Source organism: Nonomuraea sp. MTCD27, from assembly GCF_041950495.1.
Lineage (GTDB): Bacteria > Actinomycetota > Actinomycetes > Streptosporangiales > Streptosporangiaceae > Nonomuraea.
Map to the genome: position 1 here is coordinate 714,415 of NZ_JBGNUW010000001.1, position 22,725 is coordinate 737,139.

17 protein-coding genes are annotated in these 22,725 nt (G+C 73.8%); 13 read left to right on the forward strand and 4 right to left on the reverse strand.

Annotated elements, in window-relative coordinates:
• Window positions 1-57 precede the first annotated feature (57 nt).
• The 3 genes from ACBJ59_RS03315 to ACBJ59_RS03325 are packed head-to-tail and all read left to right on the forward strand — an operon-like array spanning window position 58 to window position 4,697.
• Complete coding sequence (locus ACBJ59_RS03315) at window positions 58-1,203, forward strand: acetate/propionate family kinase (RefSeq protein ID WP_375108662.1); 1,146 nt, start codon at window positions 58-60, stop codon at window positions 1,201-1,203.
• Window positions 1,204-1,252: 49 nt separating this feature from the next.
• Window positions 1,253-2,518, forward strand: coding sequence for an erythromycin esterase family protein (locus tag ACBJ59_RS03320; RefSeq protein ID WP_375108663.1), 1,266 nt, complete (start codon window positions 1,253-1,255; stop codon window positions 2,516-2,518).
• Between the two features lie 34 nt (window positions 2,519-2,552).
• Window positions 2,553-4,697 carry an ATP-dependent RecD-like DNA helicase gene (locus ACBJ59_RS03325; protein ID WP_375108664.1) on the forward strand — a complete coding sequence of 715 codons (2,145 nt, stop codon included), beginning with the start codon at window positions 2,553-2,555 and terminating at the stop codon, window positions 4,695-4,697.
• A gap of 180 nt (window positions 4,698-4,877) precedes the next feature.
• Here the strand turns inward: ACBJ59_RS03325 and ACBJ59_RS03330 are convergent, their stop codons facing one another.
• Complete coding sequence (locus tag ACBJ59_RS03330; RefSeq protein WP_375108665.1) at window positions 4,878-7,802, reverse strand: FAD-binding and (Fe-S)-binding domain-containing protein; 2,925 nt, start codon at window positions 7,800-7,802, stop codon at window positions 4,878-4,880.
• Window positions 7,803-7,931: 129 nt separating this feature from the next.
• Between ACBJ59_RS03330 and ACBJ59_RS03335 the strand changes: the two genes are divergently transcribed.
• The 4 genes from ACBJ59_RS03335 to ACBJ59_RS03350 all read left to right on the forward strand — a co-directional run bounded on the left by ACBJ59_RS03335 (window position 7,932) and on the right by ACBJ59_RS03350 (window position 14,199).
• The gene (locus ACBJ59_RS03335; protein ID WP_375108666.1) at window positions 7,932-8,810 is read left to right on the forward strand and encodes an ADP-ribosylglycohydrolase family protein; all 879 of its coding nucleotides are present in this window, start codon (window positions 7,932-7,934) and stop codon (window positions 8,808-8,810) included.
• Window positions 8,811-9,024: 214 nt separating this feature from the next.
• Window positions 9,025-9,567, forward strand: a complete 543-nt coding sequence (locus tag ACBJ59_RS03340; protein WP_364124875.1) for an RNA 2'-phosphotransferase — start codon at window positions 9,025-9,027, stop codon at window positions 9,565-9,567.
• A 134-nt stretch (window positions 9,568-9,701) separates the two neighbouring features.
• Window positions 9,702-13,187 carry a protein kinase gene (locus ACBJ59_RS03345; protein WP_375108667.1) on the forward strand — a complete coding sequence of 1,162 codons (3,486 nt, stop codon included), beginning with the start codon at window positions 9,702-9,704 and terminating at the stop codon, window positions 13,185-13,187.
• A gap of 22 nt (window positions 13,188-13,209) precedes the next feature.
• Window positions 13,210-14,199, forward strand: a complete 990-nt coding sequence (locus tag ACBJ59_RS03350) for a hypothetical protein (protein WP_375108668.1) — start codon at window positions 13,210-13,212, stop codon at window positions 14,197-14,199.
• Here ACBJ59_RS03350 and ACBJ59_RS03355 read toward each other — a convergent pair.
• Window positions 14,189-14,752 carry an NADAR family protein gene (locus ACBJ59_RS03355; RefSeq protein ID WP_375108669.1) on the reverse strand — a complete coding sequence of 188 codons (564 nt, stop codon included), beginning with the start codon at window positions 14,750-14,752 and terminating at the stop codon, window positions 14,189-14,191. The two genes, ACBJ59_RS03350 and ACBJ59_RS03355, sit on opposite strands and share 11 nt — an antisense overlap.
• Window positions 14,753-14,756: 4 nt before the next feature.
• Window positions 14,757-15,725 (reverse strand): helix-turn-helix transcriptional regulator, encoded by a 969-nt coding sequence (locus tag ACBJ59_RS03360; RefSeq protein WP_375108670.1) that lies wholly within the window; start codon window positions 15,723-15,725, stop codon window positions 14,757-14,759.
• A gap of 63 nt (window positions 15,726-15,788) precedes the next feature.
• Here ACBJ59_RS03360 and ACBJ59_RS03365 point away from each other — a divergent pair, with 63 nt between their 5' ends.
• From ACBJ59_RS03365 to ACBJ59_RS03390, 6 genes are all read left to right on the forward strand, one after another.
• Entirely contained in the window at window positions 15,789-16,955 is a 1,167-nt protein-coding gene (locus ACBJ59_RS03365) for an epoxide hydrolase family protein (protein WP_375108671.1), read from the forward strand.
• A 238-nt stretch (window positions 16,956-17,193) separates the two neighbouring features.
• Complete coding sequence (locus ACBJ59_RS03370) at window positions 17,194-18,537, forward strand: TrkH family potassium uptake protein (RefSeq protein ID WP_375108672.1); 1,344 nt, start codon at window positions 17,194-17,196, stop codon at window positions 18,535-18,537.
• Complete coding sequence (locus tag ACBJ59_RS03375; protein ID WP_375108673.1) at window positions 18,530-19,192, forward strand: potassium channel family protein; 663 nt, start codon at window positions 18,530-18,532, stop codon at window positions 19,190-19,192. Before ACBJ59_RS03370 ends, ACBJ59_RS03375 begins: the two co-directional genes overlap by 8 nt.
• A 69-nt stretch (window positions 19,193-19,261) precedes the next feature.
• Window positions 19,262-19,705 (forward strand): CBS domain-containing protein, encoded by a 444-nt coding sequence (locus ACBJ59_RS03380; protein ID WP_375108674.1) that lies wholly within the window; start codon window positions 19,262-19,264, stop codon window positions 19,703-19,705.
• A 96-nt stretch (window positions 19,706-19,801) separates the two neighbouring features.
• Window positions 19,802-21,064: a carotenoid oxygenase family protein gene (locus ACBJ59_RS03385; RefSeq protein WP_375108675.1), complete on the forward strand. Its 1,263-nt coding sequence runs from the start codon at window positions 19,802-19,804 to the stop codon at window positions 21,062-21,064.
• 20 nt (window positions 21,065-21,084) lie between these two features.
• On the forward strand, window positions 21,085-21,972 hold the full coding sequence (locus ACBJ59_RS03390; RefSeq protein ID WP_375108676.1) for a GntR family transcriptional regulator: 888 nt from the start codon (window positions 21,085-21,087) through the stop codon (window positions 21,970-21,972).
• 85 nt (window positions 21,973-22,057) lie between these two features.
• Here ACBJ59_RS03390 and ACBJ59_RS03395 read toward each other — a convergent pair whose 3' ends face one another.
• Window positions 22,058-22,654, reverse strand: coding sequence for an AAA family ATPase (locus ACBJ59_RS03395; RefSeq protein ID WP_375108677.1), 597 nt, complete (start codon window positions 22,652-22,654; stop codon window positions 22,058-22,060).
• Between the last annotated feature and the right edge of the window lie 71 nt (window positions 22,655-22,725).

The following is a 22,725-nucleotide window of genomic DNA, read 5'->3' on the forward strand; positions in this document are numbered from 1 at the left end:
AAAGCCGGGGCGGCCGTTCGTCCGTTTTGTGAAGACGGTCGGGGGTAGCCGGGCGGCATGGGCCGGGCAATGGACGAGCAGGTGGCGGAGTCGGCGGCGATACTCACCGTCAACGCCGGTTCGTCGAGCCTGCGTCTCGACCTCGTCCAGGGCGGCAGCGTGCTGGACAGCGCGCACGCCGAGCGGGCCGTCGACCCCGGATCGGCCAGGGAGGAGCTGTCGGCGTTCCTCGGCGGCCACTTCGACCGCGACGTCCGGGCGGTGGCGCACCGGATCGTGCACGGCGGCGACCTGCTGCGCGCGCCCGCGGTGGCCGACGACGAGACGGCCGCGGCGCTGGCGCGCCTGACGAGCCTGGCGCCGCTGCACCTGCCGCCGGCGCTGGCCCTGCTGGAGGCGGCCCGCGAGCAGCTCCCGGCCGTGCCGCACGTGCTCTGCCCCGACACCGCCTTCCACGCCGACCTGCCGGACGCCGCCGCCGTCTACGCCCTGCCGCACGAGTGGCGCGAGCGGTACGGCCTGCGCCGCTACGGCTTCCACGGCCTGTCCTACTCCTGGGCCGCCGACCGGGTGGCCGAGCTCCTCGGCCGCCCGGCCGCCGAGCTCGACCTCGTGCTGACGCACCTGGGCGGCGGCTGCTCGGTGTGCGCGCTGTCGGGCGGGCGCAGCCTGGACACCTCGATGGGGTTCACGCCGCTGGACGGGCTGCCCATGAGCAAGCGCTCGGGCGGCGTGGACCCCGGGATGCTGGTGTGGCTGCTGTCGCAGGGCCACCTGTCGGTCGACGAGCTGGGCGAGGGGCTCGAACGCCGCTCCGGGCTGCTGGGCCTGTCGGGAGGGCGCTCCGGGGACACGCGGGAGCTGGTGGCGGCCGAGCGGGACGGGGACGAGGCGGCCGGGCTGGCGCTGCGGGTGTTCGCCCACCGGGTCAGCCGGGAGATCGCCGCCGCGGCCACCTCGCTGCGGCGGATCGACGCGCTGGTGTTCACCGGAGAGATCGGCTGGGACCAGCCGGAGGTGCGCGAGGCCGTCTGCCGCCGCCTCGGCCTGCTCGGGGTGCGGCCCCCGGTCCGGGGCAACCGGCCCGACGACGGGCCGGTCAGCGCGTACGACGCCGCCGTACCGGTGCTGGTGGTCCAGGTGCGCGAGGAGCTCCAACTCGCCCGCGAATGCCTGCGGATGCTCGCGGAGGAGGACCCATGACCTCCCGCACGGCCCCGTCGGCTCGCGCGCCTGTCTCGGAGGAGGACCCATGACGAACCAGGACGAGGTGCGCCGCGCGGCGCTGCCGCTCACCGGCCCCGGCGACCTCGGCCCGCTGCTCGAACGCGTCGGCGAGGCCAGGTTCGTGCTGATCGGCGAGGCCAGCCACGGCACGCACGACTTCTACGCCTGGCGGGCCGCGCTGACCCGGCGCCTGATCGCCGAGAAGGGCTTCGGTTTCGTCGCCGTCGAGGGCGACTGGCCCGACTGCGAGCGGGTCAACCAGGCCGTCACCACCGGCGCCGACCCCTTCGACGCGCTGTACGGCTTCGAGCGCTGGCCCACCTTCATGTGGGCCAACGAGGAGGTCGCGGACTTCTGCCGCTGGCTGAGCCGGTGGAACGCCGAGCGCCCGCCCGGCGAGCGCTGCGGCTTCCACGGCCTGGACGTCTACAGCCTCTGGGACTCCCTGCGCGCCCTGCGCCGCTACGCCGCCGCCCACCTGCCGGACCAGGTGGAGACCGTGATGGAGGCCCTGTACTGCTTCGAGTCCTACGGCCACGACCCCCAGCAGTACGGCCTGGTCAGCCGCCTGATCCCCGAGACCTGCGAGGACGAGGTGGTGAACCTGCTGGCCGCGGTGGCCGGCACCGCCCCGGGCGGCGCGGGCGGCTTCGGCGTACGGCAGAACGCCGAGGTCGTGGCCGGGGCCGAGCGCTACTACCGGGCCATGGTGCGCGGCGGCCCCGACTCCTGGAACATCAGGGACGTCCACATGGCCGACACCCTCGACCGGCTGGCCGAGCACCATCGGGCCAAGGGCGTGGTGTGGGCGCACAACACGCACATCGGCGACGCGCGGGCCACGGACATGGCCGCCGCCGGGATGACCAATCTCGGGCAGCTCGCCCGCGAGCGGCACCACGAGGACGTCGTGCTCGTGGGCTTCGGCAGCCACCGGGGCACGGTGGTGGCCGGTGACCGGTGGGGCGCGCAGCACCACGTCATGCCGGTCCCGCCGGCGCGCCCGGCCTCCCTGGAGGCGTTCCTGCACGAGGCCCTCCCGGGTCAGGACGCGCTGTTCCTGGTGCCGCCCTCCGGCCTGCGGGCCGACTGGTACGACGAGCCGATGGGGCACCGGGCGATCGGCGTCGTGTACCACCCGGACCGCGAGCGCTGGGGCAACTACGTGCCCACGATCGTGGGCCGCCGCTACGACGCCTTCCTCTGGATGGACGAGAGCCGGGCGGTGCACCCGCTGCACGGCGAGCCCTGGGGCGAGGCCGAGCCCCGGACGTTCCCGACCGCCATGTGACCGATTGTCGGTGACGGATGGTTGGATCTCCCCTGTGGAGGCGTCCGTCGAGCAGCTCGTCTACGTCCGGGAGGACGAATACACCGTCGCGCGCATGAGCGCCGACGGCGTGCCCGACTTCGTGGCGACCGGGCGGGCGCTGGCCGGGGTGCAGCCGGGCGAGACGCTGCGGCTGTTCGGCGACTGGAGCCGGCACGCCCGTCACGGCCGCCGCTTCGCCGTGACCGGGTGCGAGCGGGTGACGCCGTCGTCGGTCCGGGCGATCCGCATCTACCTGGGGTCGGGGCTGATCAGGGGGATCGGGCCGCGGCTGGCGTACGCGATCGTCGACCACTTCGGCGAGGCCACGCTCAAGGTCATCGACGGCGAGCCCGAGCGGCTCACCGAGGTCGTCAACATCGGGCCGCTGCGGCAGGCGCAGATCGTCGAGGCGTGGCGGGAGCAGAAGTCCATCGCGGCGCTGATGGTGACCCTGCAGGGGCTCGGCGTCAGCCCGCTGCTGGCCGCCAAGATCTACCAGGTGTTCGGGCAGGACGCCGACGAGGTCCTGGCCACCGACCCCTACCGGCTCATCGGGCGGGTCAGGGGCATCGCGTTCCGCATCGCCGACCGGATCGCCCTGCAGTCCGGGGTGCCCGAGCGCAGCCCGCAGCGGGTCAAGGCGGCGCTGCTCGACCGGCTGGAGGCGGCCGGCAGCCGCGACGGGCACTGCTTCGTGCCGGTCGCCACGCTGGTCAGGGAGACGGCCGAGCTGATCGAGCAGGACCAGGACCTGGTGCGGCCGATGGTCGACGCGCTGGTGGCCGACCGGCGGGTGGTCGTGGAGGCGGCGCCCGACCAGCCGGGGCAGGTGCCGGGGCAGACGGTCGCGTACGCCAAGCACGTGCACAGCCGGGAGGTGGCGCTCACCGCGCAGCTCACCGCGCTCATGGAGGCCCGCTCGACGCTGCCGCTGCGCTCGTTCCGGGAGGACCCCGGGCTGCACGACGACCAGCGGGCCGCCGTCACCATGGCGCTGACCAGCACCGTCTCGATCATCACGGGCGGCCCCGGGTGCGGCAAGAGCCACACGGTCAAGGCCATCGCGACCACCGTGCGCGCGGCCGGCGGCACGGTCACGCTCACGGCGCCCACCGGCAAGGCCGCCAAGCGGCTGTCGGAGCTGACCGGGCTGCCCGCGATGACCGTGCACCGCATGCTGGCCCAGCAGCCCGACCCCGACCCGGAGACGCTGTTCGACGAGCGGCCCTCGCAGGCCGACCTGATCGTGGTGGACGAGGCGTCCATGCTCGACCTCCACCTGGCCACCCGCCTCACCGCCGCCGTGCGGCCCGGCAGCCACCTGCTCCTCATCGGCGACGGCGACCAGCTCCCCAGCATCGGCCCCGGCGACGTCCTGGCCGACCTGCTGCGCGTCACGGCGATCCCCCGGGTCCAGCTCACCCACGTCTTCCGGCAGGCGAGCGGCAGCGGCATCATCGACGCCGCCCACCGCATCCGCGCCGGCCGGCTGCCGGCGACGCCGGGCGGGGGCGGGTTCTGGTTCGAGGAGCTCGACGATCCCGAGCAGGTGGCGCGGCGGGTGGCGCACCTGGCGATGGTGGGCATCCCGCGCAAGCAGAACGTCGAGCCGGACCAGGTCCAGGTGCTGTGCCCGATGCGCAAGGGCGAGACGGGCGCCACGACGCTCGGGCGGCTGATCCAGGACCAGCTCAACCCGGCCGCCGACGACAAGGCCGAGCACTGGTCGGGGGCCACGGTGTTCCGGGTGGGCGACCGGGTGATGCCGATCCGCAACAACTACGACAAGGGGGTCTTCAACGGGGAGACGGGGACGGTGACGGCGGTGGTGCGGGAGGAGCGGGTGGTCGAGATCCGGACGGACGACGGGGAGAGCGTGCGTTACGGGTTCGACGAGCTCGACGACCTGACGCATGCGTACGCGATCAGCGTGCATCGGTCGCAGGGCAGCGAATACCCGTTCGTGGTGGCGCCGATCGTGGCCGAGTCCGGGGGGATCATGCTGCGGCGCAAGCTGCTGTACACGCTGGTGACACGGGCCAAGGCGTGGGTGGTGCTGGTGGGGCAGCGGGAGGCGCTGGAGCTCGCGGTCCACCGGCTCGGCCACCGCCGCAACACCGGCCTGTCCCGCCGCCTCGCCCTGACCCTCGACCCCTGACCGGCCGCCCCATCGCTCACCTGAGGCGCCCGCCGGGGTAACCCGGCCCCCGCCCGCCTGGCCGTCGCCACGGACGACGCCCCTGAGCCGACGCACACCACCCACCGCCTACGGCCCGCCCGGCGACGAGCGCGTCAAGCGGGTAGGCACACGCGCGGCCCGCGCAAGCCGTACGCGGGGCTATGGGCGGGAGAGGGCGGTGGAGAGGAGTTCGGCGAGGTGGCGGCCCTGGCGGCCGGTGCCGGCGGCGGCGATCTGGGTGCGGCAGGAGAAGCCGTCCGCCAGCAGCGCCTCCTCCCCCGCCGAGCGCACCGCCGGCCACAGCCCCTCCTCCGCGCACGCCACGGACACGTCATAGTGCTCCCGCTCGAACCCGAAGTTCCCGGCCTGCCCGCAGCACCCCGAATCGAGCACCCGCGTACGGATCCCGAACCGGTCCAGCACCGCCCGGTCCGCGTCGTACCCCATGACGGCGCTCTGGTGGCAGTGCACCTGCGCCACCGCCGACCCGCCGGCGGAGGCCGGCTGCCAGTCGGGGGCGCGGTCCTGCAGCAGCTCGGCCAGCGTGAGCGTGCGTTCGGACAGCAGCCGCGTCTGCGGCGTGTTGAGCAGTTCGGGCCCGTCGGAGCGGAACACGGCGGTGCAGCTCGGCTCCAGCCCCACCACCGGCACCCCCGCCTCGGCCCACGGCGTCAGCGCCCGGACGCTGCGCGACAGCACCCGGCGGGCGATCCCGAGCTGCCCCGTCGAGATCCACGTCAGCCCGCAGCACAGCGCCACCGGCGGCACCAGCACCTCGAACCCGGCCGCCTCCAGCACGTTCACCGCCGCCCGGCCGACGCGCGGGTCGAAGTTGTCGGTGAACGTGTCCGCCCACAGCACCACCCGCCCCCGCGTGCCCGATGGCGAGGCGCCGCGCCGGCGGAACCAGTCGGTGAACCGCTCCTCGGCGAACCTCGGCAGCTCCCGCCGCGCCGCGACCCCGGCGGCGGCCTTGATCAGCCGCGACAGCACCGGCAGGTGGGTGACGGCGTTCACCGCCCCGGGCGCCGCCGCGGCGAGCGCCGCCCACAGCGGCAGCCAGCCCATCGAGTAGTGCGCGACCGGCCGGAGCCTGTGCCGGTAGTGGTGGGCGAGGAACTCGGCCTTGTACGTGGCCATGTCCACGTTCACCGGGCACTCGGCCCGGCAGCCCTTGCACGCCAGGCACAAATCGAGGGCGTCGCGCACGGCCTCGGACCGCCAGCCGTCGGTGATCAGGTCGCCGCGTACCATCTCCTCCAGCAGCCGGGCCCGCCCGCGCGTGGAGTGCTCCTCCTCGCGGGTCACCCGGTAGCTGGGGCACATCACGCCGCCCTCGAACGTGTGCTTGCGGCACTTCCCGATCCCGACGCAGCGGGTGGCGGCATGCCCGAAGCGGCCGTGGTCGTCCGGGTAGTCGAAGAACGTGTGCCGGGGCTCCAGGGGGAAGAAGTGCCGCTGGGCGAGGTCCTGGTCGAGGCGGTGCGGGTGGACGACCTTGCCGGGGTTCATGCGGTCGCGGGGGTCGAAGATGGCCTTGAGCCGGCCGAAGGCCCCGACCACGGCCTCGCCGAACATGCGCGGCAGCAGCTCGGCCAGCGCCTGCCCGTCGCCGTGCTCGCCCGACAGCGACCCGCCGTAGGCGGCGACCAGGTCGGCGGCCTCCTCGGCGAACCTGCGGTAGTTGGCGATCCCGTCGTCGGTGTGCAGGTCGAGCGGGAGCCTGCCGTGCACGCAGCCCTGCCCGAAGTGGCCGTACAGGGCCGATTCGCGGTAGCCGTGGCGGCGCCGCAGCCGGTCGTAGTCGCGCAGGTAGGCGCCCAGCCGCGCGGGCGGGACGGCCGCGTCCGACCATCCCTCGTACGTCTGCCGCCCCGTCGGCGGGTACGCCTCCACGCCCAGCCCCGACTCCCGCAGCCGCCACAGCCGGTCCTCCCTGGCGGGGTCGCCCAGGAACGCGTGCGTGGGCGGCGGTGTCCCGTCGTTCCGGGCGGACCGGCCGGACAGCTCGCGCATCATCTCCTCGGCCCGCTGGCGTGCCTCATCGGGTGTGTCGCCGCCGAACTGCACCAGCAGCCACCCCGCCCCCGGGGGCAGGTCGCGCAGCGCCGGGTCGTGCGGGTGCTCGGCGCGGGCCAGCCGGTACATCGTCTCGTCCATGGCCTCCAGCGCCAGCGGCCGGTGCGCGGCCACGGCGGGCACCGCGTCGGCGGCGGCGAAGATGTCCTCGAACCCGAGCACGGCCAGGGACCGGGCGGCCGGGACGGGCACCACGGCCAGCTCCGCGCGCAGCACGGTGACGAGCGTGCCCTCGCTGCCGACGAGGGCGCGGGCGAGGTTGAAGCCGTTCTCGGGCAGGAGCTGGTCGAGGTTGTAGCCGGACACGCGCCGCTCCAGCCGGGGGAAGCGGGTGCGGATCAGCTCCATGGTGTCGTCGCGCAGGTCGCGCAGCTGTCGGTAGATCTCGGCCAGGCGCCCGCCCTCGGCCTGGATCCGGGCGTACTCCTCTTCACCGGTCGGCCCCACCCACGCGCGCACGCCGTCGTAGGTGAGGATCTCCAGCCGCAGCACGGAGTCCGCCATCTTCCCGTACGCCTGCGCGGACGCACCGCACGAGTCGTTGCCGATCATGCCGCCGATCGTGCAGGTCGGATGGCTGGACGGCTTGGGGCCGACCATCAGCCCGTCCGGCGCGAGCACGTGGTTGACCGCGTCCAGCACCGCCCCGGCCTGCACCGTGACCCGCCGCCGCGCCACGTCCACGGCCTCGACGTGCCCGCAGTGCTTGGACCAGTCGATCACCACGGCCGCGTTGCAGCACTGCCCGGCCAGGCTGGTGCCGCCGCCGCGCGACAGCACCGGGACGTCCCTGGCCCGGCACACCGCCACCGCCGCCACCCCGGCGTCGAGGTCGCGGGGCACCACCACGCCGATCGGCGGCTGCCGGTAGTTGGAGGCGTCGGTGGCGTAGGCGGCGCGGGTGCCGGTGTCGAAGCGCACCTCGCCGTCCACGGCCTCCTCCAGACGCCGGCGCAGCGCCTCGACGTCGATCTCGCGTGGCGGGGGCGTGTGGGTGACGGGCATACTGACCAGGCTGTCCATGCCCGGGCCCGTACCCCGGCCGGCCCAGCCGGGCCCCAACGACACGCCAAGCCGCGCCCCGGTTTCCGTACGGCCTCTCGTGGCGATCACCACGTGCCACAATGAGAGGAAATGTCAGCCGATTCCCTGGCGCGGGCGACCGCCTCCCTGTACGGCCTCCTCGTGGGCGACGCGCTCGGCTCCCAGTTCTTCGTCCCGGCCAACCGGCAGGCGCTGACCGATCGCACGCTGCCCCCGGCGCCGTGGCAGTGGACCGACGACACCGAGATGGCCTGCTCCGTCTACCGCCTGCTGGCCGACCGCGGCGGCATCGACCAGGACCTGCTCGCCGCCGGCTTCGCCGCCCGCCACGACTTCGACCGCGGGTACGGCCCGGCGACCGGCCGGATGCTCCGCCTCGTCCGCCAGGGCGGCGACTGGCGGGCACTGGCCGGCGAGCTGTTCGGCGGAAAGGGCTCGTGGGGCAACGGCGCGGCCATGCGGGTGGCGCCGCTGGGGGCGTGGTTCGCCGGGGACGTGCCGCTGGCGGCGGCGCAGGCCCGGCTGTCGGCCGAGGTCACGCACACGCATCCGGAGGCGGCGGCGGGCGCGGTCGCGGTGGCCGTCGCCACGGCGCTCGCCTCGGGCCGGGACCGGCTCACCCCCGGGGGCCTCATCGACGAGGTCCTGGCGCACACGCCGCCGGGCCTGGTGCGCGACGGGATCGCGCACGCCCGCCGCCTGCTCACGATCGGCGATCCGGTGCTCGCCGCCCGGGCGCTGGGCAACGGCCGGGAGGTCTCGGCCCATGACACCGTCCCGTTCACCATGTGGGCGGCCGCCCGCAACCTGGACGACTACGCCGCCGCCTTCTGGACGACGGCGACGGCCGGCGGCGACGTCGACACGACGTGCGCGATCGTGGGCGGGATCGTCGGCGCCAGGACGCCGGCGCCGCCCGGCTGGGTACGGCTGTGCGAGCCGCCACCGGACTGGGCGGACGTGCCCTGAACCCCGCGCGCTCCTACCGGGTCTCGCCGGGGACCCCGACCCGCAGCGGCGCCGCCGCGCAGGAGCCGTCGGTCCCGGCCGTCGAGGGCGATCGTGTCCGGGATTCGCGCGGTCACCGGGAGAAGGTCTCAGGTTCGTGGGACCCGGCGGAACGTCGAGACGCATTGGTCATTCGGTTGGCGGCGGGGGGCCGGGCGCGGCAGCATGGCACCTGATGGATGAACGGAGAATGGTACGCGTCTCGAAATACCTCGCCAGGCACCTGCGGCACGACCCGCAGCGCATCGGCCTCACCCTTGACGCCGGCGGCTGGGTGGAGGTGGAGGAGCTGCTCCGGGCGGCGGCCGAGCACGGGTTCACGATCACGCCGGAGGAGCTGAAGGAGGTCGTGGCGGCCAACGACAAGCGCCGCTACGCGATCGAGGACGGCCGGATCCGGGCCAGCCAGGGGCATTCGGTGCCCGTGGAGCTCGACCTGCCCGCGCTGGAGCCGCCCGAGGTGCTCTACCACGGCACCGTCGGGCGCTTCGTGACCGCGATCAGGCGGGAGGGCCTGCGGCCGATGAGCCGGCACCACGTGCACCTGTCGCCCGACCGGGAGACGGCCACCCGGGTGGGGGCGCGGCGGGGCGCTCCGGTGGTGCTGGTGGTGGCCGCCGGGATGATGCACGCCGACGGGCACGTCTTCCGGCGCAGCGCCAACGGGGTGTGGCTGGCCGACCACGTCCCACCTGGCTATTTGCGCTTTCCGTCCTGACGCGGGCGGGAGCTCGGCTGGGGTTATCCCTAGGGCGTTCCCGGAGGCGGGCCCAGGAGGCGGGCGATTAGCGTGACTGCCGACCCCGTTCGGGGCGACCGTGCGCCGGAAACCGTCCGGCGGTGGAGGTCTCCATGGCTCAGGCACCATTCGCCCAGGGAGACGCGCGGCAGTTCGGGGACTATTGGCTGGGAAGGCAGCTCGGCTCCGGCGGCCAGGGCGTCGTCTACGAAGCCTACGATCCGGCCGGTACGCGGGTGGCCATCAAGCTGCTGCGATTCGACCGCGCGGAGAGCGAGCAGGCGCGGGTCCGGTTCGTCAAGGAGGTCGCCGCGACGCGCCGGGTGGCGCCGTTCTGCACGGCCCGGGTGATCGACGCCGAGCTGGACGGGGCGCAGCCGTACATCGTCGGCGAGTACGTCGACGGGCCCAGCCTGCGCCGGGCGGTGGACGAGCGCGGTCCCTACGAAGGGGCGGAGCTGCACCGCCTGGCCACCGGGGTGGCCACCGCGCTGACCGCCATCCATCTGGCGGGGGTCGTGCACCGCGATCTCAAACCGGACAACGTCATGCTCGGCCCCGACGGCCCCAGGGTGATCGACTTCGGTATCGCCCGGGTCGAGGGCGCCACGCTCACCGACGACGGCCCGTACCCGCTGGGGACCCCGGGCTACATGTCCCCGGAGCGGGTGCGCGGCGAGCCGGCCACGCAGGCGGCCGACGTGTGGGCGTGGGGCGCCGTGGTGCTGTTCGCCGCGACGGGGCGGCCGCCGTTCCTGGCGGACACGGCGGCGGCCATGTACAACCTCGTGCTGGTCAGGCGGCCGGACCTGGGCGCCCTGCGGGGGACGTTGCGCCGGCTGGTGAGCGATGCCATGTCCTACGACCCGGGCGACCGGCCCGACGCGAAGTTCCTGCTGGAGAACCTGCTCGACGGCAAGGGCGAGACCCGGCTGCTGCTCGCCGAGGGCAGCCGGGTGGCCGAGACCGTGCGCCGGCCGTACGAGCTGACGACCGAGGCGGCCGGACGGCCGCTGGGTGACGTCGCCGAGGAGATCTTCGCGAGCCTCGGCCCGGACGACCAGGCCGTCGTGCCCGGCGTGCTGCTGCGCATGGTCCTGCCCGGCGACGGCGCGGACGGCGTGCTCCGGCGGGCGCACGTGGACGACCTCATGGACGGCACGCTCGACACGGTGCGGGTGGGACGCGTGCTCGGCGGCTTCTCGGGGGCGCGGCTGCTGCAGCACGAGGGCGAGACCGTGACCCTGGCCAGCCCGGCGCTGCTGCGCGCCTGGCCGCGATTACGCGCGTGGATCGACGCGGATCGCCAGGGCCTGCTCCTGCACAGCCTGCTCGGTGAGGCGGCCCGGCTGTGGGAGGCGGGCGGGCGCAGCGACGACGACCTGTACCGCGGCACGGCACTGCGCGCCGCGCTGCGCGGGCTCGCCGACGGGACCGGCCTGCTGGCCGTCACCAGCCTGGAGCGGACCTTCCTGGAGGCGTCGCGGGCCCACGAGCGCCGGCGGAACCTGCGCCGCCGCCAGGTCAGGGCCGCGGTGGCCGGTCTGGTCGCGGTGACGCTGGCCGCGGCGGGGATCGCCGTCGTGGGCGGCACGTCGGGGGCCGAGCAGCGGAATCTGATCGCGGCCAGGAAGGCCGCCGAGACGGCCGACCGGCTGCGCGCGTCCGATCCGGCCAGGGCGGCGCTGCTCAGCCTGGCCGCCTGGCACCTGGCCCCCCGCGAGCCGGTGACCAGGAGCGCCCTGTACGGCGCGCTCGCCCAGCGCGAGACCCACACCCCGCGCCCGGCGGCGGCGGACGGCGGCGGGCGCTTCGACCTCAGCCCCGACGGCTCGGCCCTGGCTGTGGTACGTGACGGGACGGTGAGCCTGTGGGACGTGGCCACCGGCCGCCCTGTCCCCACCGCCCTGTCCGGCGTGGCCGGGAACGTGACCGCGACGGCCCTGGGCCGCACCCTGCTGGCCGTGGCCGCGCCGGACGGGGTGCGGCTGTGGGACCGCGCGACGGGTCGGCCCGCGAGCGACGGGTTCGGCCTGCGCTCCGCCGAGCGGCTCCACTTCAACGCCACCGGCACCATGCTGACCGTCATCAAGCGGCCGGAGGGCGGGCAGGTATGGGACCTGTCCGATCTGCGCCGGCCCGTGCTGACGAACACCGATCCCGGCCTGGAGGCCATCGAGGTGTCCGGCGACGGGCGCCTGATGGCCCTGGTCTCCACCCAGGCCCCCTACCGGCTGCTCGACCGGCGCGGCCGGCGGCTCGCGATGCGCGGGTCGGCGCCGGCTGGTGGCGGCGCGGCGGCGTTCGCGCCGGACGGCAGGACGCTGGCCGTCACCGTCGGCAGCGCCGTGAAGCTGTGGGACGTGCCCGATGGCCGCTGGACGCGCACCCTGCGGGGTGCGGCGGGCAGGGCCCTCGCGTTCAGCGCGGACGGCGGCCTGCTGGTCTCCTACGACGGCGAGACCGTCTCGGTGTTCCGGAGGAGTGGCGCGCGGCTGCTGGCCCAGCCGGTCAGGAACCTCTCCGGCGTGCCGCGCTTCGACGCCGCCGGCAGCACGCTCGGCTATCTCCTCACCGGCGGCGAGGTCGCGCGGCTCGATCTCAAGCCGCTGACCGGCGGCGCCGTCCTGCGCCGCCCCGCCCAGGCCGGCGCCATCGACGATCGGGCGCAGTCGGCGGTGCTGCACGGCGGCGCCACCACGATGCTGGCCCGGATCGGCGGGCCCGCCCGGTCCCTGCGCGCCGCCCGGGGCCCCGACGTGCGCATGGCGTTCAGCCCCGGCGGCGGCACTCTCGCGGTGACCGTGCCCGGCACGGGCCGGGTCGTCCTCTGGGACGTCGCGACCCGCCGCCGGCTGCGCACACTGACGGTGCGCACCGCCGGGCAGGTCGGCGGCCTGGCCTTCTCGGCCGACGGCGGCACGCTGGCGCTGGCTCCCTACGACGACGTCTGGGAGAAGGTGCAGCTGTGGGACGCGCGGCGCGGGGTGCTCGTCCGGCAGCTGGACCAGCCGGGCAGCTGGCAGCTCGCCTTCAGCCCCGACGGCCGCCTGCTCGCGGTGAACGGCCCCGACCGCAACGGTGTGGTCAAGCTCGCCGGGCGGCCGGAATACCGCCCCGGGATCTTCGGCGAGCAGGGGGACAGCGGGCGGGCCGTCGCCTTCAGCCGTGACGGCAAGGTCATGGCCGCGGGCGGCGCGACCTCGGGGATCGACCTGTGGGACGCCGCCGGGCTGCGCCGGCTGCGGCACCTGAGCCTGCCCGAGCAGGAGTCCGACCAGCTGCCCGCCGCGGCCTTCTCCCCTGACGGCAGCGTCCTGGCCGCGGGCGGGATGAGCGGCCGGATCTGGCTGTGGAGCGTGGCCGACGGCCGCCGCCTCGGCCCGCCTCTCCCGCAGCACGGGGGCGGCGTGCTCGGTCTCGCCTTCACCCCCGACGGCGGCACGCTCCACAGCGTGGGCGCCGACGGTGCCCTGCGCACCCTCCCCGTCGATCCGCGCCGCGCCGCCGACGCCGTCTGCGCGCGCGTGCCCGCGCCACCGACCGAGCGCGAATGGAGCGCGCTGGTCCCTGACGCGGATTACCGGAAAGTCTGCTGAATCCGAAGGGAAACGACCCGTCATGTCCGAATCACCGAACGACACCGCCGAGCCCGCCGAGATCCCCGACGTCCACGCGATCGAGATCCTCCCCGAGACCGTCGTGCTCGGCGACCGGCCGGTCGACGTGATCTTCCACGTCACCGTCGACGGCCCGGCCACCGTGGAGGGCCGGCTGGTCGACCCCGCCGGCAAGGTCTACGAGCTGAAGTTCAACGGCACCCCCGGCGGCCCCGAATGGTTCGCCGAGCACACCTACGACCCCCAGGACGGCACCGGGCTCTGGCTGCTCCAGGTGAGGGCGGGCGATGTGCAGGCCGAGCAGGACTTCGAGGTCCAGTGGGCCACCCCGCGCCATCCCATCCGGATCTCCTTCGACGTCCAGCCGCGCGAGATCAACGAGGGCGATCCGGTCAAGGCGAGCGGGATCGTGGAGCGGCAGCTGCCCAGCGGGCGGTGGGTGCCGTTCGGCCGCCAGCTCGTCAGCATCCGCTTCCGCGCCGACGCCGGCCAGAAGGCGTACGAGCTCGGCTCGGCCATCACGGACCGGGCGGGCAGCTTCGCCACGGAGACCTCCCCGCCCGAGAGCGGTTTCCTGCACGCCGAGGTGACCGTCAGCGCCGGCCCCGGCCCCGACCATACGCTCGTGACCCTGCAGGGCAGCCCGGAAGTGCACGTCACGGTCTCCGACGCCGCGGGCACCGCCGTGTGCCACAAGCCGAAGGTCATTCCGGTGGGCAACAAGCTGAAGCACAAGGTCTACGTGGAGGTCGGGAACAGCCCGGCGACGTCGGGATACGTCACCATCAGCTACAGCGTGGCGAGCACCGATTTCAACGACCCCGACGATCACGGCAAGACGTACCGGCACGGGTACCCGCCGACGAAGGGCTACCCCCAGGGCAACGGCTGGTTCACCGTCACCACCGGCCACTACGCGAACCGCAGGTGGCAGGCCCGCTACGTCAACTCGCCGTCCGACTACAGCAAGTGGACCGGGGTCATCCCGTAGCCAGGCGGGCGCGGGCGGCCATGAGCGCGAAGCCGAGCAGGTTGAGCCCCCGCCAGCCGGCCGGCGAGGCGGCGCGCTGGTCGTCGGCGGTCAGGCCGATGCCCCACACCCGGTCCTGCGGGCTGGCCTCCACCAGGATCCGGTTCCCGGTGCCCAGGAGGTAGTCGGCGAGCGGCGGGTGCCCGCCGAACTTGGCCACGCTCCCGCGTACCACGATGTCGAAGCGGTGCTGCTGCCACGTCGCCTCGTCGAAGCCCCGTACGGTGCGGCCGAGCGCCTTGGCCTCGCCCGGGTGCCCGGTCGCGAGGATCGCGGCCGCGCTCTCCTCGTCGCCGAACAGCCACGCCTTGTGCGCCATCATGTAGTGCTCGGCGGAGGCGTACGTGTGCCCGTCCTCGGTGAAGGTGACCGGCCACCACTGGCTCAGGCAGCCCGGGCCGGCACTGCCGTCGCGGGCGGGCTGGTGGCCCCAGAAGAACACGTACTTGAGGCGTTTCCCGGCCCGCTCGGCGGCGACCAGTTCCTCGACGGTGAGGGGGAGCTCGTCAGACATCCCCCTACCGTCCCATATCGCCCGCCGCCCTCCTGAGCCGGTCGGAGAGTTCGCGCAGCACCGGCACCAGCTCCGGCGGCTCCAGGACCTCGAAGTCGAAGCCCTTGGCCGCGACGTACACCGCCAGCTCGTCCAGGTGGTCGGAGCCGGCCAGGAACAGGCAGGTGCGTGCGTCCACCGCCGCCAGCCGCCCGGCGCCCGGCGAGGTGCGGGGCGCGACCGCCTCCAGCGGCGCGTGGAACAGGACGCGGGCCTGGTAGCGGTAGGGGGCCGAGGTGATGGAGCGCGACACGTACGCGGCCACGTCCTCCTGCGGCAGCGGCCGGGGCGCGAAGCGGGCGCCCGGCAGCCCGGGCGGCCCCTCGATCCGGTCCACCCGGAACGTCCGCCAGTCGTCCTTGCCCACGTCCCACGCCAGCAGATACCACCGGCGCGGCGTGTGCACCAGCCGGTGCGGCTCCACCTCCCGCTCCGAGCCCCCGTCGCGCCCCCGGTAGCGCAGCCGCAGCCGCCGCCGGTCGCGGCAGGCGGCGGCGAGGGCGGTCAGCAGGTCGGCGTTGACCGGCGGGGCGGCCGCCCCGGCCAGCGGGACCGTGGCGGCCTGGAACGCGCTCACCCGGTGCCGCAGCCGCGACGGCAGGACCTGCTGCAGCTTGGCCAGCGCGCGCAGCGAGCCCTCCTCCAGCCCGGCGACGCTGCCGGTCGCGGCGGTGCGCAGGCTGATCGCCACCGCGACCGCCTCCTCGTCGTCGAGCAGCAGCGGCGGCAGCGCGGCGCCCACGCCCAGCCGGTAACCGCCGGCCACGCCGGGCGTGGCGTCCACGGGATAGCCGAGCTCGCGCAGCCGGTCGATGTCGCGCCGCACCGTGCGCAGGCCCACGTCGAGGCGTTCGGCCAGCTCGGCGCCGGTCCAATCAGGCCGCGACTGGAGCAGGGACAGCAGGCGGAGCAGCCGCGCCGAGGTTTCCAGCATGGGGCTCATCTTGCCGTTCATCGGTGCCGGAAGCTGACACCAATTCCTTCTAACGTCGGAGACATGACGAACAGCGACAGCACCCCCCAGGTCCGCCCGTATCGCATCGACATCCCGCAGGAGCAGCTCGACGACCTGCGCGACCGGCTCCGTCGTACGCGCTGGGCCCCCGACCTCCCCGGCACCGGCTGGGAGCGCGGCGTCCCCACGAGCTACCTGCGCGACCTGGCCGCGTACTGGGCCGACGGGTTCGACTGGCGCGCCCAGGAGGCGGCGCTGAACGCGTACCCGCAGTTCACCACCACCGTCGACGGCGCGGACGTGCACTTCCTGCACGTCCGCTCGGCCGCGCCGCACGCCACCCCGCTGCTGCTCCTGCACGGCTGGCCGGGCGGGGTGATCGAGTTCCTCGACCTCATCGGCCCGCTCACCGACCCGGCGGCGTACGGCGGCGACCCGGCCGACGCCTTCCACCTGGTCATCCCGTCGCTGCCCGGCTACGGCTTCTCCGGCCCGCTGCGCGACACGGGCTGGACGGACGGCCGCACGGCCGCCGCGATGGTGCGGTTGATGGCCAGGCTCGGATACGAGCGGTACGGCGTCCAGGGCGGCGACGTCTCCGCCTTCATCGCGCCGCTGATGGGCCGGGCCGCGCCGGATAACGTCATCGGCGTGCACGTCAACGCGCTGCTCACGTTCCCGACCGGCGACCCCGCGGTCATGGGCGCGCTGACGGAGGCCGAGCGCGGCCGGCTGGCCGGGATGGAGGAGTGGCAGGAGAGGCTCGGTGCGTACATGCGCCTGCAGGGCACCCGCCCGCAGACCATAGCCGCCTCGCTGCACGACTCCCCCGCCGGGCAGCTGGCCTGGATCGTGGAGAAGTTCAAGGACTGGACGGACCCGGCCGCCAAGCTGCCCGAGGACGCGGTGGACCGGGACCGGATCCTCGCCGACGTGAGCGTCTACTGGTTCACGCAGACGGCGGGGTCGTCGGCGCACACGTACTTCGAGCGGTTCGACGACTTCGCGGCGTGGGGGCCGGTGGAGCGCGGGACCGTGCCCACGGCGGTGGCGGTGTTCCCGGCGGACTACTCGGTGCGGCCGCTGGCCGAGCAGGTGCACAACGTGGTGCGCTGGTCGGAGTTCGGCCACGGCGGGCACTTCGCGGCCCTGGAGACGCCGGACGTGCTGGTCGCGGAGCTGCGCGAGTTCTTCCGCTCCCTCACCTGATTTCCCCGGCCGTCGGCAGGCCGGTCGCCACGGCTGGGAATCCCATGGCCGCCCGCGCGGGGGCGCGTCAAGAAGGCATGCTTTTCGCGTCAAGGAGGCGTAGGTGCGCTGGCGCTCATATGGCCTGTTACGGTAGTGCGCGGTGCGCCGGGAAGTCTGGTCGGCAGGAACTGGCGGTCAGATCTTCGGGGGAGGCGTTCACGATGCGTGACCGTTGCATCGGAGTTCGGTAATGGGCATGCTGTCCCCCCTTTCGGCCCGCTTCCGGCATCCCGCCCAGGTCGTGGTGGCCGGATTCGGGGTGGCCATCGCCATCGGCACGGCCCTGCTCATGCTGCCGGTCGCCACCACGTCCGGCGAGCCCGCGGACTGGGTGGCCGCGCTGTTCACCGCGACCTCGGCCGTGTGCGTGACCGGGCTGGCGGTGGTCGACACCGAGTCGCACTGGACGGTGTTCGGCGAGCTGGTGATCGCCGGGCTGGTGCAGGTGGGCGGCCTGGGGATCATGACGCTGGCCACCCTGTTCACGCTGCTCGTCTCGGGCCGGTTAGGTCTGCGGGCCAGGATCGTCGCCCAGGCCGAGACGAAGACGCTGAGCATGAGCGACGTGCGCAAGGTCGTTCTCAAGGTGGTGCTGTTCAGCCTGCTGTGCGAGGCCGTCGCCGCCGCCGTGCTCACCGGGCGCTTCCTGATCGGCTACGGCGAGTCATTCGGCCGCGCCGTCTACCTGGGCGTCTTCCACGCCGTCACCTCGTTCAACAACGCCGGGTTCGCGCTCTGGCCGGACAACCTCATGCGGTTCGTGGCCGACCCGTGGATCTGCCTGACCATCGCGTTCGCCTGCATCCTGGGCGGGCTGGGCTTCCCCGTGGTGTTCGAGCTGGCCCGGTCGTGGCGGCACCCGCGCAGGTGGACGGTGCTGACCCGGATCACGGTGGGCGTGACGCTGGCCCTGCTGGCGCTCGGCACCCTGGTCTTCCTGGTGACCGAGTGGCGCAACCCCAGGACGCTCGGGGCGCTCGACGATCCCGCCAAGGTGCTGGCGGCGTTCTTCACCGCGACCATGCCGCGCTCGGCCGGGTTCAACGCCCTCGACATCTCCCAGATGTACCCGTCGAGCTGGCTGACCACCGACCTGCTGATGTTCATCGGCGGCGGCAGCGCGGGCACGGCAGGGGGCATCAAGGTGACCACGATCGGGCTCCTGGCCTTCGTCGTGTGGGCCGAGATGCGCGGCGAGGGCCGGGTGAACATCGGCCACCGCAGCCTCCCCGACACCACGCAGCGCCAGGCGGTCACGATCACGGCGCTGGGGGTGGCGCTCGTGGGCGTCGCCACGTACGCTCTGCTGGCCCTCACCCCGCACGGCCTCGACGAGGTGCTGTTCGAGGTGATCTCCGCCTTCGGCACGGCGGGCCTGTCCACCGGCATCACCGCGAGCGTCGGCACGGCCGGCCACCTGCTGCTGATCGTGCTGATGTTCGTGGGCCGCATCGGCCCCCTCACCCTGGGCTCCGCGCTGGCCCTCAACAGGCGCGCCCGGCACTACGAACTACCCGAGGAGCGAGTCATCGTTGGCTGAGTACAAAGGCGACCCGGTGGTCGTCATCGGCCTGGGCCGGTTCGGCACGTCGCTGGCGCTGGAGCTCACCAGGCGCGGCACCGAGGTCCTGGCCATCGACAACCGGCCCAAGATCACCCAGAGCCTGTCGGGCCAGATCACCCAGATCGCGACCGCCGACGCCACCGACATGCAGGCGCTGCGCCAGCTCGGCGTGCCCGACTTCTACCAGGCGGTGGTGGCCATCGGCGGCGACATCGAGGCCAGCATCCTGGTCACGTCGCTGCTGGTCGAGCTGGAGATCAACGACATCTGGGCCAAGGCGATCAGCACCCAGCACGGCCGCATCCTGAGCCGCATCGGCGCCCACCACGTCGTCTTCCCCGAGCACGACATGGGCGAGCGGGTGGCCCACCTGGTGAGCGGGCGCATGCTCGACTACATGCAGGTGGACGAGAACTTCGCGCTGGCCAAGACGAGCCCGCCCAAGGAGTACGTGGGCATCCCCCTCGGCCGCTCCAACCTGCGCCGCAAGTACGGCGTCACCATCGTGGCGGTCAAGCCGCCGGGCGAGGAGTTCACGTACGCGACGGCGGAGACGGAGCTGTCGTACGGCGACGTCATCCTGGTCTCGGGCCGGACGGAACAGGTCGAACGCTTCGCCGAGCTGCCGTAGCCGGCCGGGCCGCCGTCATCACCCGTGCCTCCGGACGAGGTTGGCTAGGCTGGGGCGCGGAGGCCACTGATGCGCGCACGCGATCTCGCCGTCGAGTTCCCGACGGTCACGCTGGACACACCGGCCCTGGAGGCGGCCAAGCTGCTGGCCGAGCGGGACCTGCCGGGGCTCATCCTGGTCGATGAGAGCGGGCGGCCGCTCAGCATCCTGCCCGGCACGCAGGTGCTGCGGCTGGCGGTGCCGGCCTACTGCCAGGACGATCCGGCGCTGGCCCGGGTGGTGGACGAGGCCCACGCCGACCGGTTCCTGCACCGGCTCGGGGGCAGGACCGTCCGCGAGTGCCTGCCGGAGCAGCCGCGCGAGCTGCCGGTGGCCGACACGAAGGCGACGGTGCTGGAGCTGGCGGCGCTGATGGCCCGTACGCGCAGCCCGCTGGTCGCGGTGGTGGACGAGCGCCGGCTGATCGGTGCCGTCACCCTCCAGTCCCTGCTCGACCACGCCCTCCAGCTCTGACCCCGCCGAGCACGAGGGCCCTCCTGCACTAGTGCAGATCCCGGCATTCCGCCAGGTGGGACCGGCCTGACAGCGCGTCCTGCGTACGTTGTCCCCATGAAGTACCTGGAAGGCGCGTTCGCGCCCGTCACCGAAGAGATCACCGCCTACGACCTCCCCGTCACCGGCCGCATTCCCGCCGAGCTCAACGGCCGCTACCTGCGCAACGGCCCCAACGCCCTGGGCGTGGAGGACCCCCTCGTGCACATCTGGGGCATGGGCCAGGGCATGGTCCACGGCGTCCGCCTGCGCGACGGCCGGGCCGAGTGGTACCGCAACCGCTTCGTCCGCACCCCGGGCGTGGCGCCCATGGTGCACGTGATCGAGCACGCACGGCGTACCTTCGCGCTGGTGGAGGGCGGTGCGCCGCCCGCCGAGCTGGACGAGGAGCTGAACACCGTGGGCGTGTGCGAGCTGGGCCTGACCCCCGAGGGGTTCACGGCCGGGGCGCACTCCAAGCACGACCCGCGCACCGGTGAGCTGCACTCGCTCTCGTACATGGTGGGCCGCGAACACGTCCAGCACATCGTGACCGCCGCCGACGGGAACGTGGTGCGCTCGACCGGCATCCCCCTGACCCGTACGCCGTTCATGCACGACTTCGCGCTCACCGAGAACCACGTCGTGCTGTGGGACACGCCGCTGGGGTTCGACGGGTTCGCGTGCCGGTGGCTGCCCGGGCATCCGACGCGGGTGGGGGTCATGCCGCGCGACGGCGGCGAGGTGCGCTGGCTGGACATCGATCCCGTGCACGTGAGCCATACCCTCAACGCCTACGAGGACGACCACGGCGTCATCGTGGTGGACGTGGTCACGGCCGAGGGGCCGTTCGATCCCGCCGATCCGGGGGCGATCCGCCCGATGCTGGACCGCTGGACGATCGACGACGGCAAGATCCACCAGCGGCGGATCGACGACCGGCCGCAGGACTTCCCGCGCGTCAACGACGCCCGCGCCTCGCTCCCCCACCGCTACGGCTACTCCGCCGCCGCCGCTCTGTACGGGATCCCGTTCGCGCCCGAGGGCCCGCCGCCGGACGACGCCTTCACCAACGCCCTGGTCAAGCACGACCTGGAGCGGGGCACCAGCGAGGTGCACGGGTTCGGCAGGGAGGCGGCGGTCGGCGAGGCGGTGTTCGCGGCCACGGGGGCGGGCGAGGACGACGGCTACCTGCTCGCCTACGTGCATGACGCCACCCGCGGCGCCGCCGACCTGGTGATCCTGTCCGCCCAGGACTTCACCGGCGAGCCGGTGGCCCGGGTCCACCTCCCGGTACGGGTGCCGCTCGGCCTGCACGGCAACTGGCTGCCCGACCGCTGAGCCGTGGCAGAGTGGGCGTCGTGACCGATACGCGGCCTCCGTACCTCAGGATCGTCGCCGACATCGAGCGCAGCATCGCCGGCGGCGAGCTACGGCCGGGCGACCCCGTCCCCACCACCCGGGCGATCATGCGGGAGTGGGGCGTGGCGATGGCGACCGCGACCAAGGCGCTGACCACGCTGAAACAGGCGGGGACGATCGAGGGCACGCCCCGGTCCGGCGCCGTGGTCGCCGCCCGGCCACTGCCCGCGCGCTCCGGCGGCGGGCTGGAGCTGGAGCGGATCGTCCGGGCGGCCATCGAGGTCGCCGACGAGGCCGGGCTGGCGGGGCTGTCCATGCGGACGGTCGCGACCCGGCTCGGCGTGGCCACCATGGCCCTCTACCGGCATCTCGACGCCAAGGCCGAGCTCTCCCAGCTGATGGCCGACGCCGCGTTCGCCGGGATCGACTACCCGGAGCCGCCCCCGGGATGGCGCTCCCACCTGCGGGTGGCCGCCCAGCTCCAGTGGGCGCTCTATCACCGTCACCCCTGGCTGCCGCGGGTGATCTCGGTCGTGCGGCCGGCTCCGCTGCCGGGGCTGGTGGCGTACGGGCAGTGGTCGCTGCGCGCGCTCGACGGGCTGGACCTCGACCCGGGCACCCGGCTGCACGTCTACGGCACGATGGTCAACTACGTGCGGGGCACGGCGTTCAGCATCGAGAGCGAGTACGGCGCGGAGCGCGACACCGGGATGACCAGCAAGCAGTGGGTCCGGTCCCGGTTCCCGGCCGGCGCGCCGGTACCGGTTCCGGGGCAGGCCCTGGAGCCGGGCGCTGACCTGGACCTGGAGTCGCTGTTCGCGTTCGGCCTCGAACGCCTGCTGGACGGCCTGTCCACCGTGATCACCCCCAGGAGACCCCGGGCATGAAGGCATCCGGCCTTCCGCCGGACGTCGCACCCTGGGCGAGCGGTCCGATCGGGACGGCTGTGTACGGGCCGACACGGCCGGGGCGTCACGTGGCGGAGGCAGTCCCCGGCCGATGCCGAGGCTGACGACGTTCCTGGAGCCGGGAGACGTGCGTATGGATCATGGCCACCCGTTCGGGCAGCGGGCTCGCGGGGATCTCGACGAGCTGGTAGCCGAAGGACCGGTAGGTCTGCTCGTGGAGGCGTTCGAACGTCAGCGAGTCCTCGAAGCTGATCCGGCGGGCCTCGGTCGGTTCGCAGAAGCCGAGGTTGCGGACGAAGAACACGTGCCGGTCGTAGACCTGTTCCCGGGTGATCCGGTCGATCTCGGCGGACAGGGCGGGGGAGATCGGGTGGCCGATGTGGGTGCTGAGGGCGTGGGTGCAGATGGGCGAGCGGTCGAAGAACTGCACGGCCGGTGTGGTGGTGGTGACGGCCGGCCGCAGCTGCCGCCGCCGTTGCAGGGTCACGATCGTGTCGATGAAGGACGGCCGGGTCCAGGGCTCGGCGACACCGCGCGCCTGCTCGTCGGCGATCACCGCCGTGGCCGCCTCCTCGACCGTCGCGTACCCGAGGGCCGCCAGGCCGCGCAGGATCGTGGTCTTGCCGGAGCCGGGGGTGCCGGTGAGGATGTAGCGCTTCATGGTGGTCTGGCCGCCTTTCTGATCGGGCGCAGGAGTGATCGCGGTCGCGGGATCGGCTGATGATCGCTGAA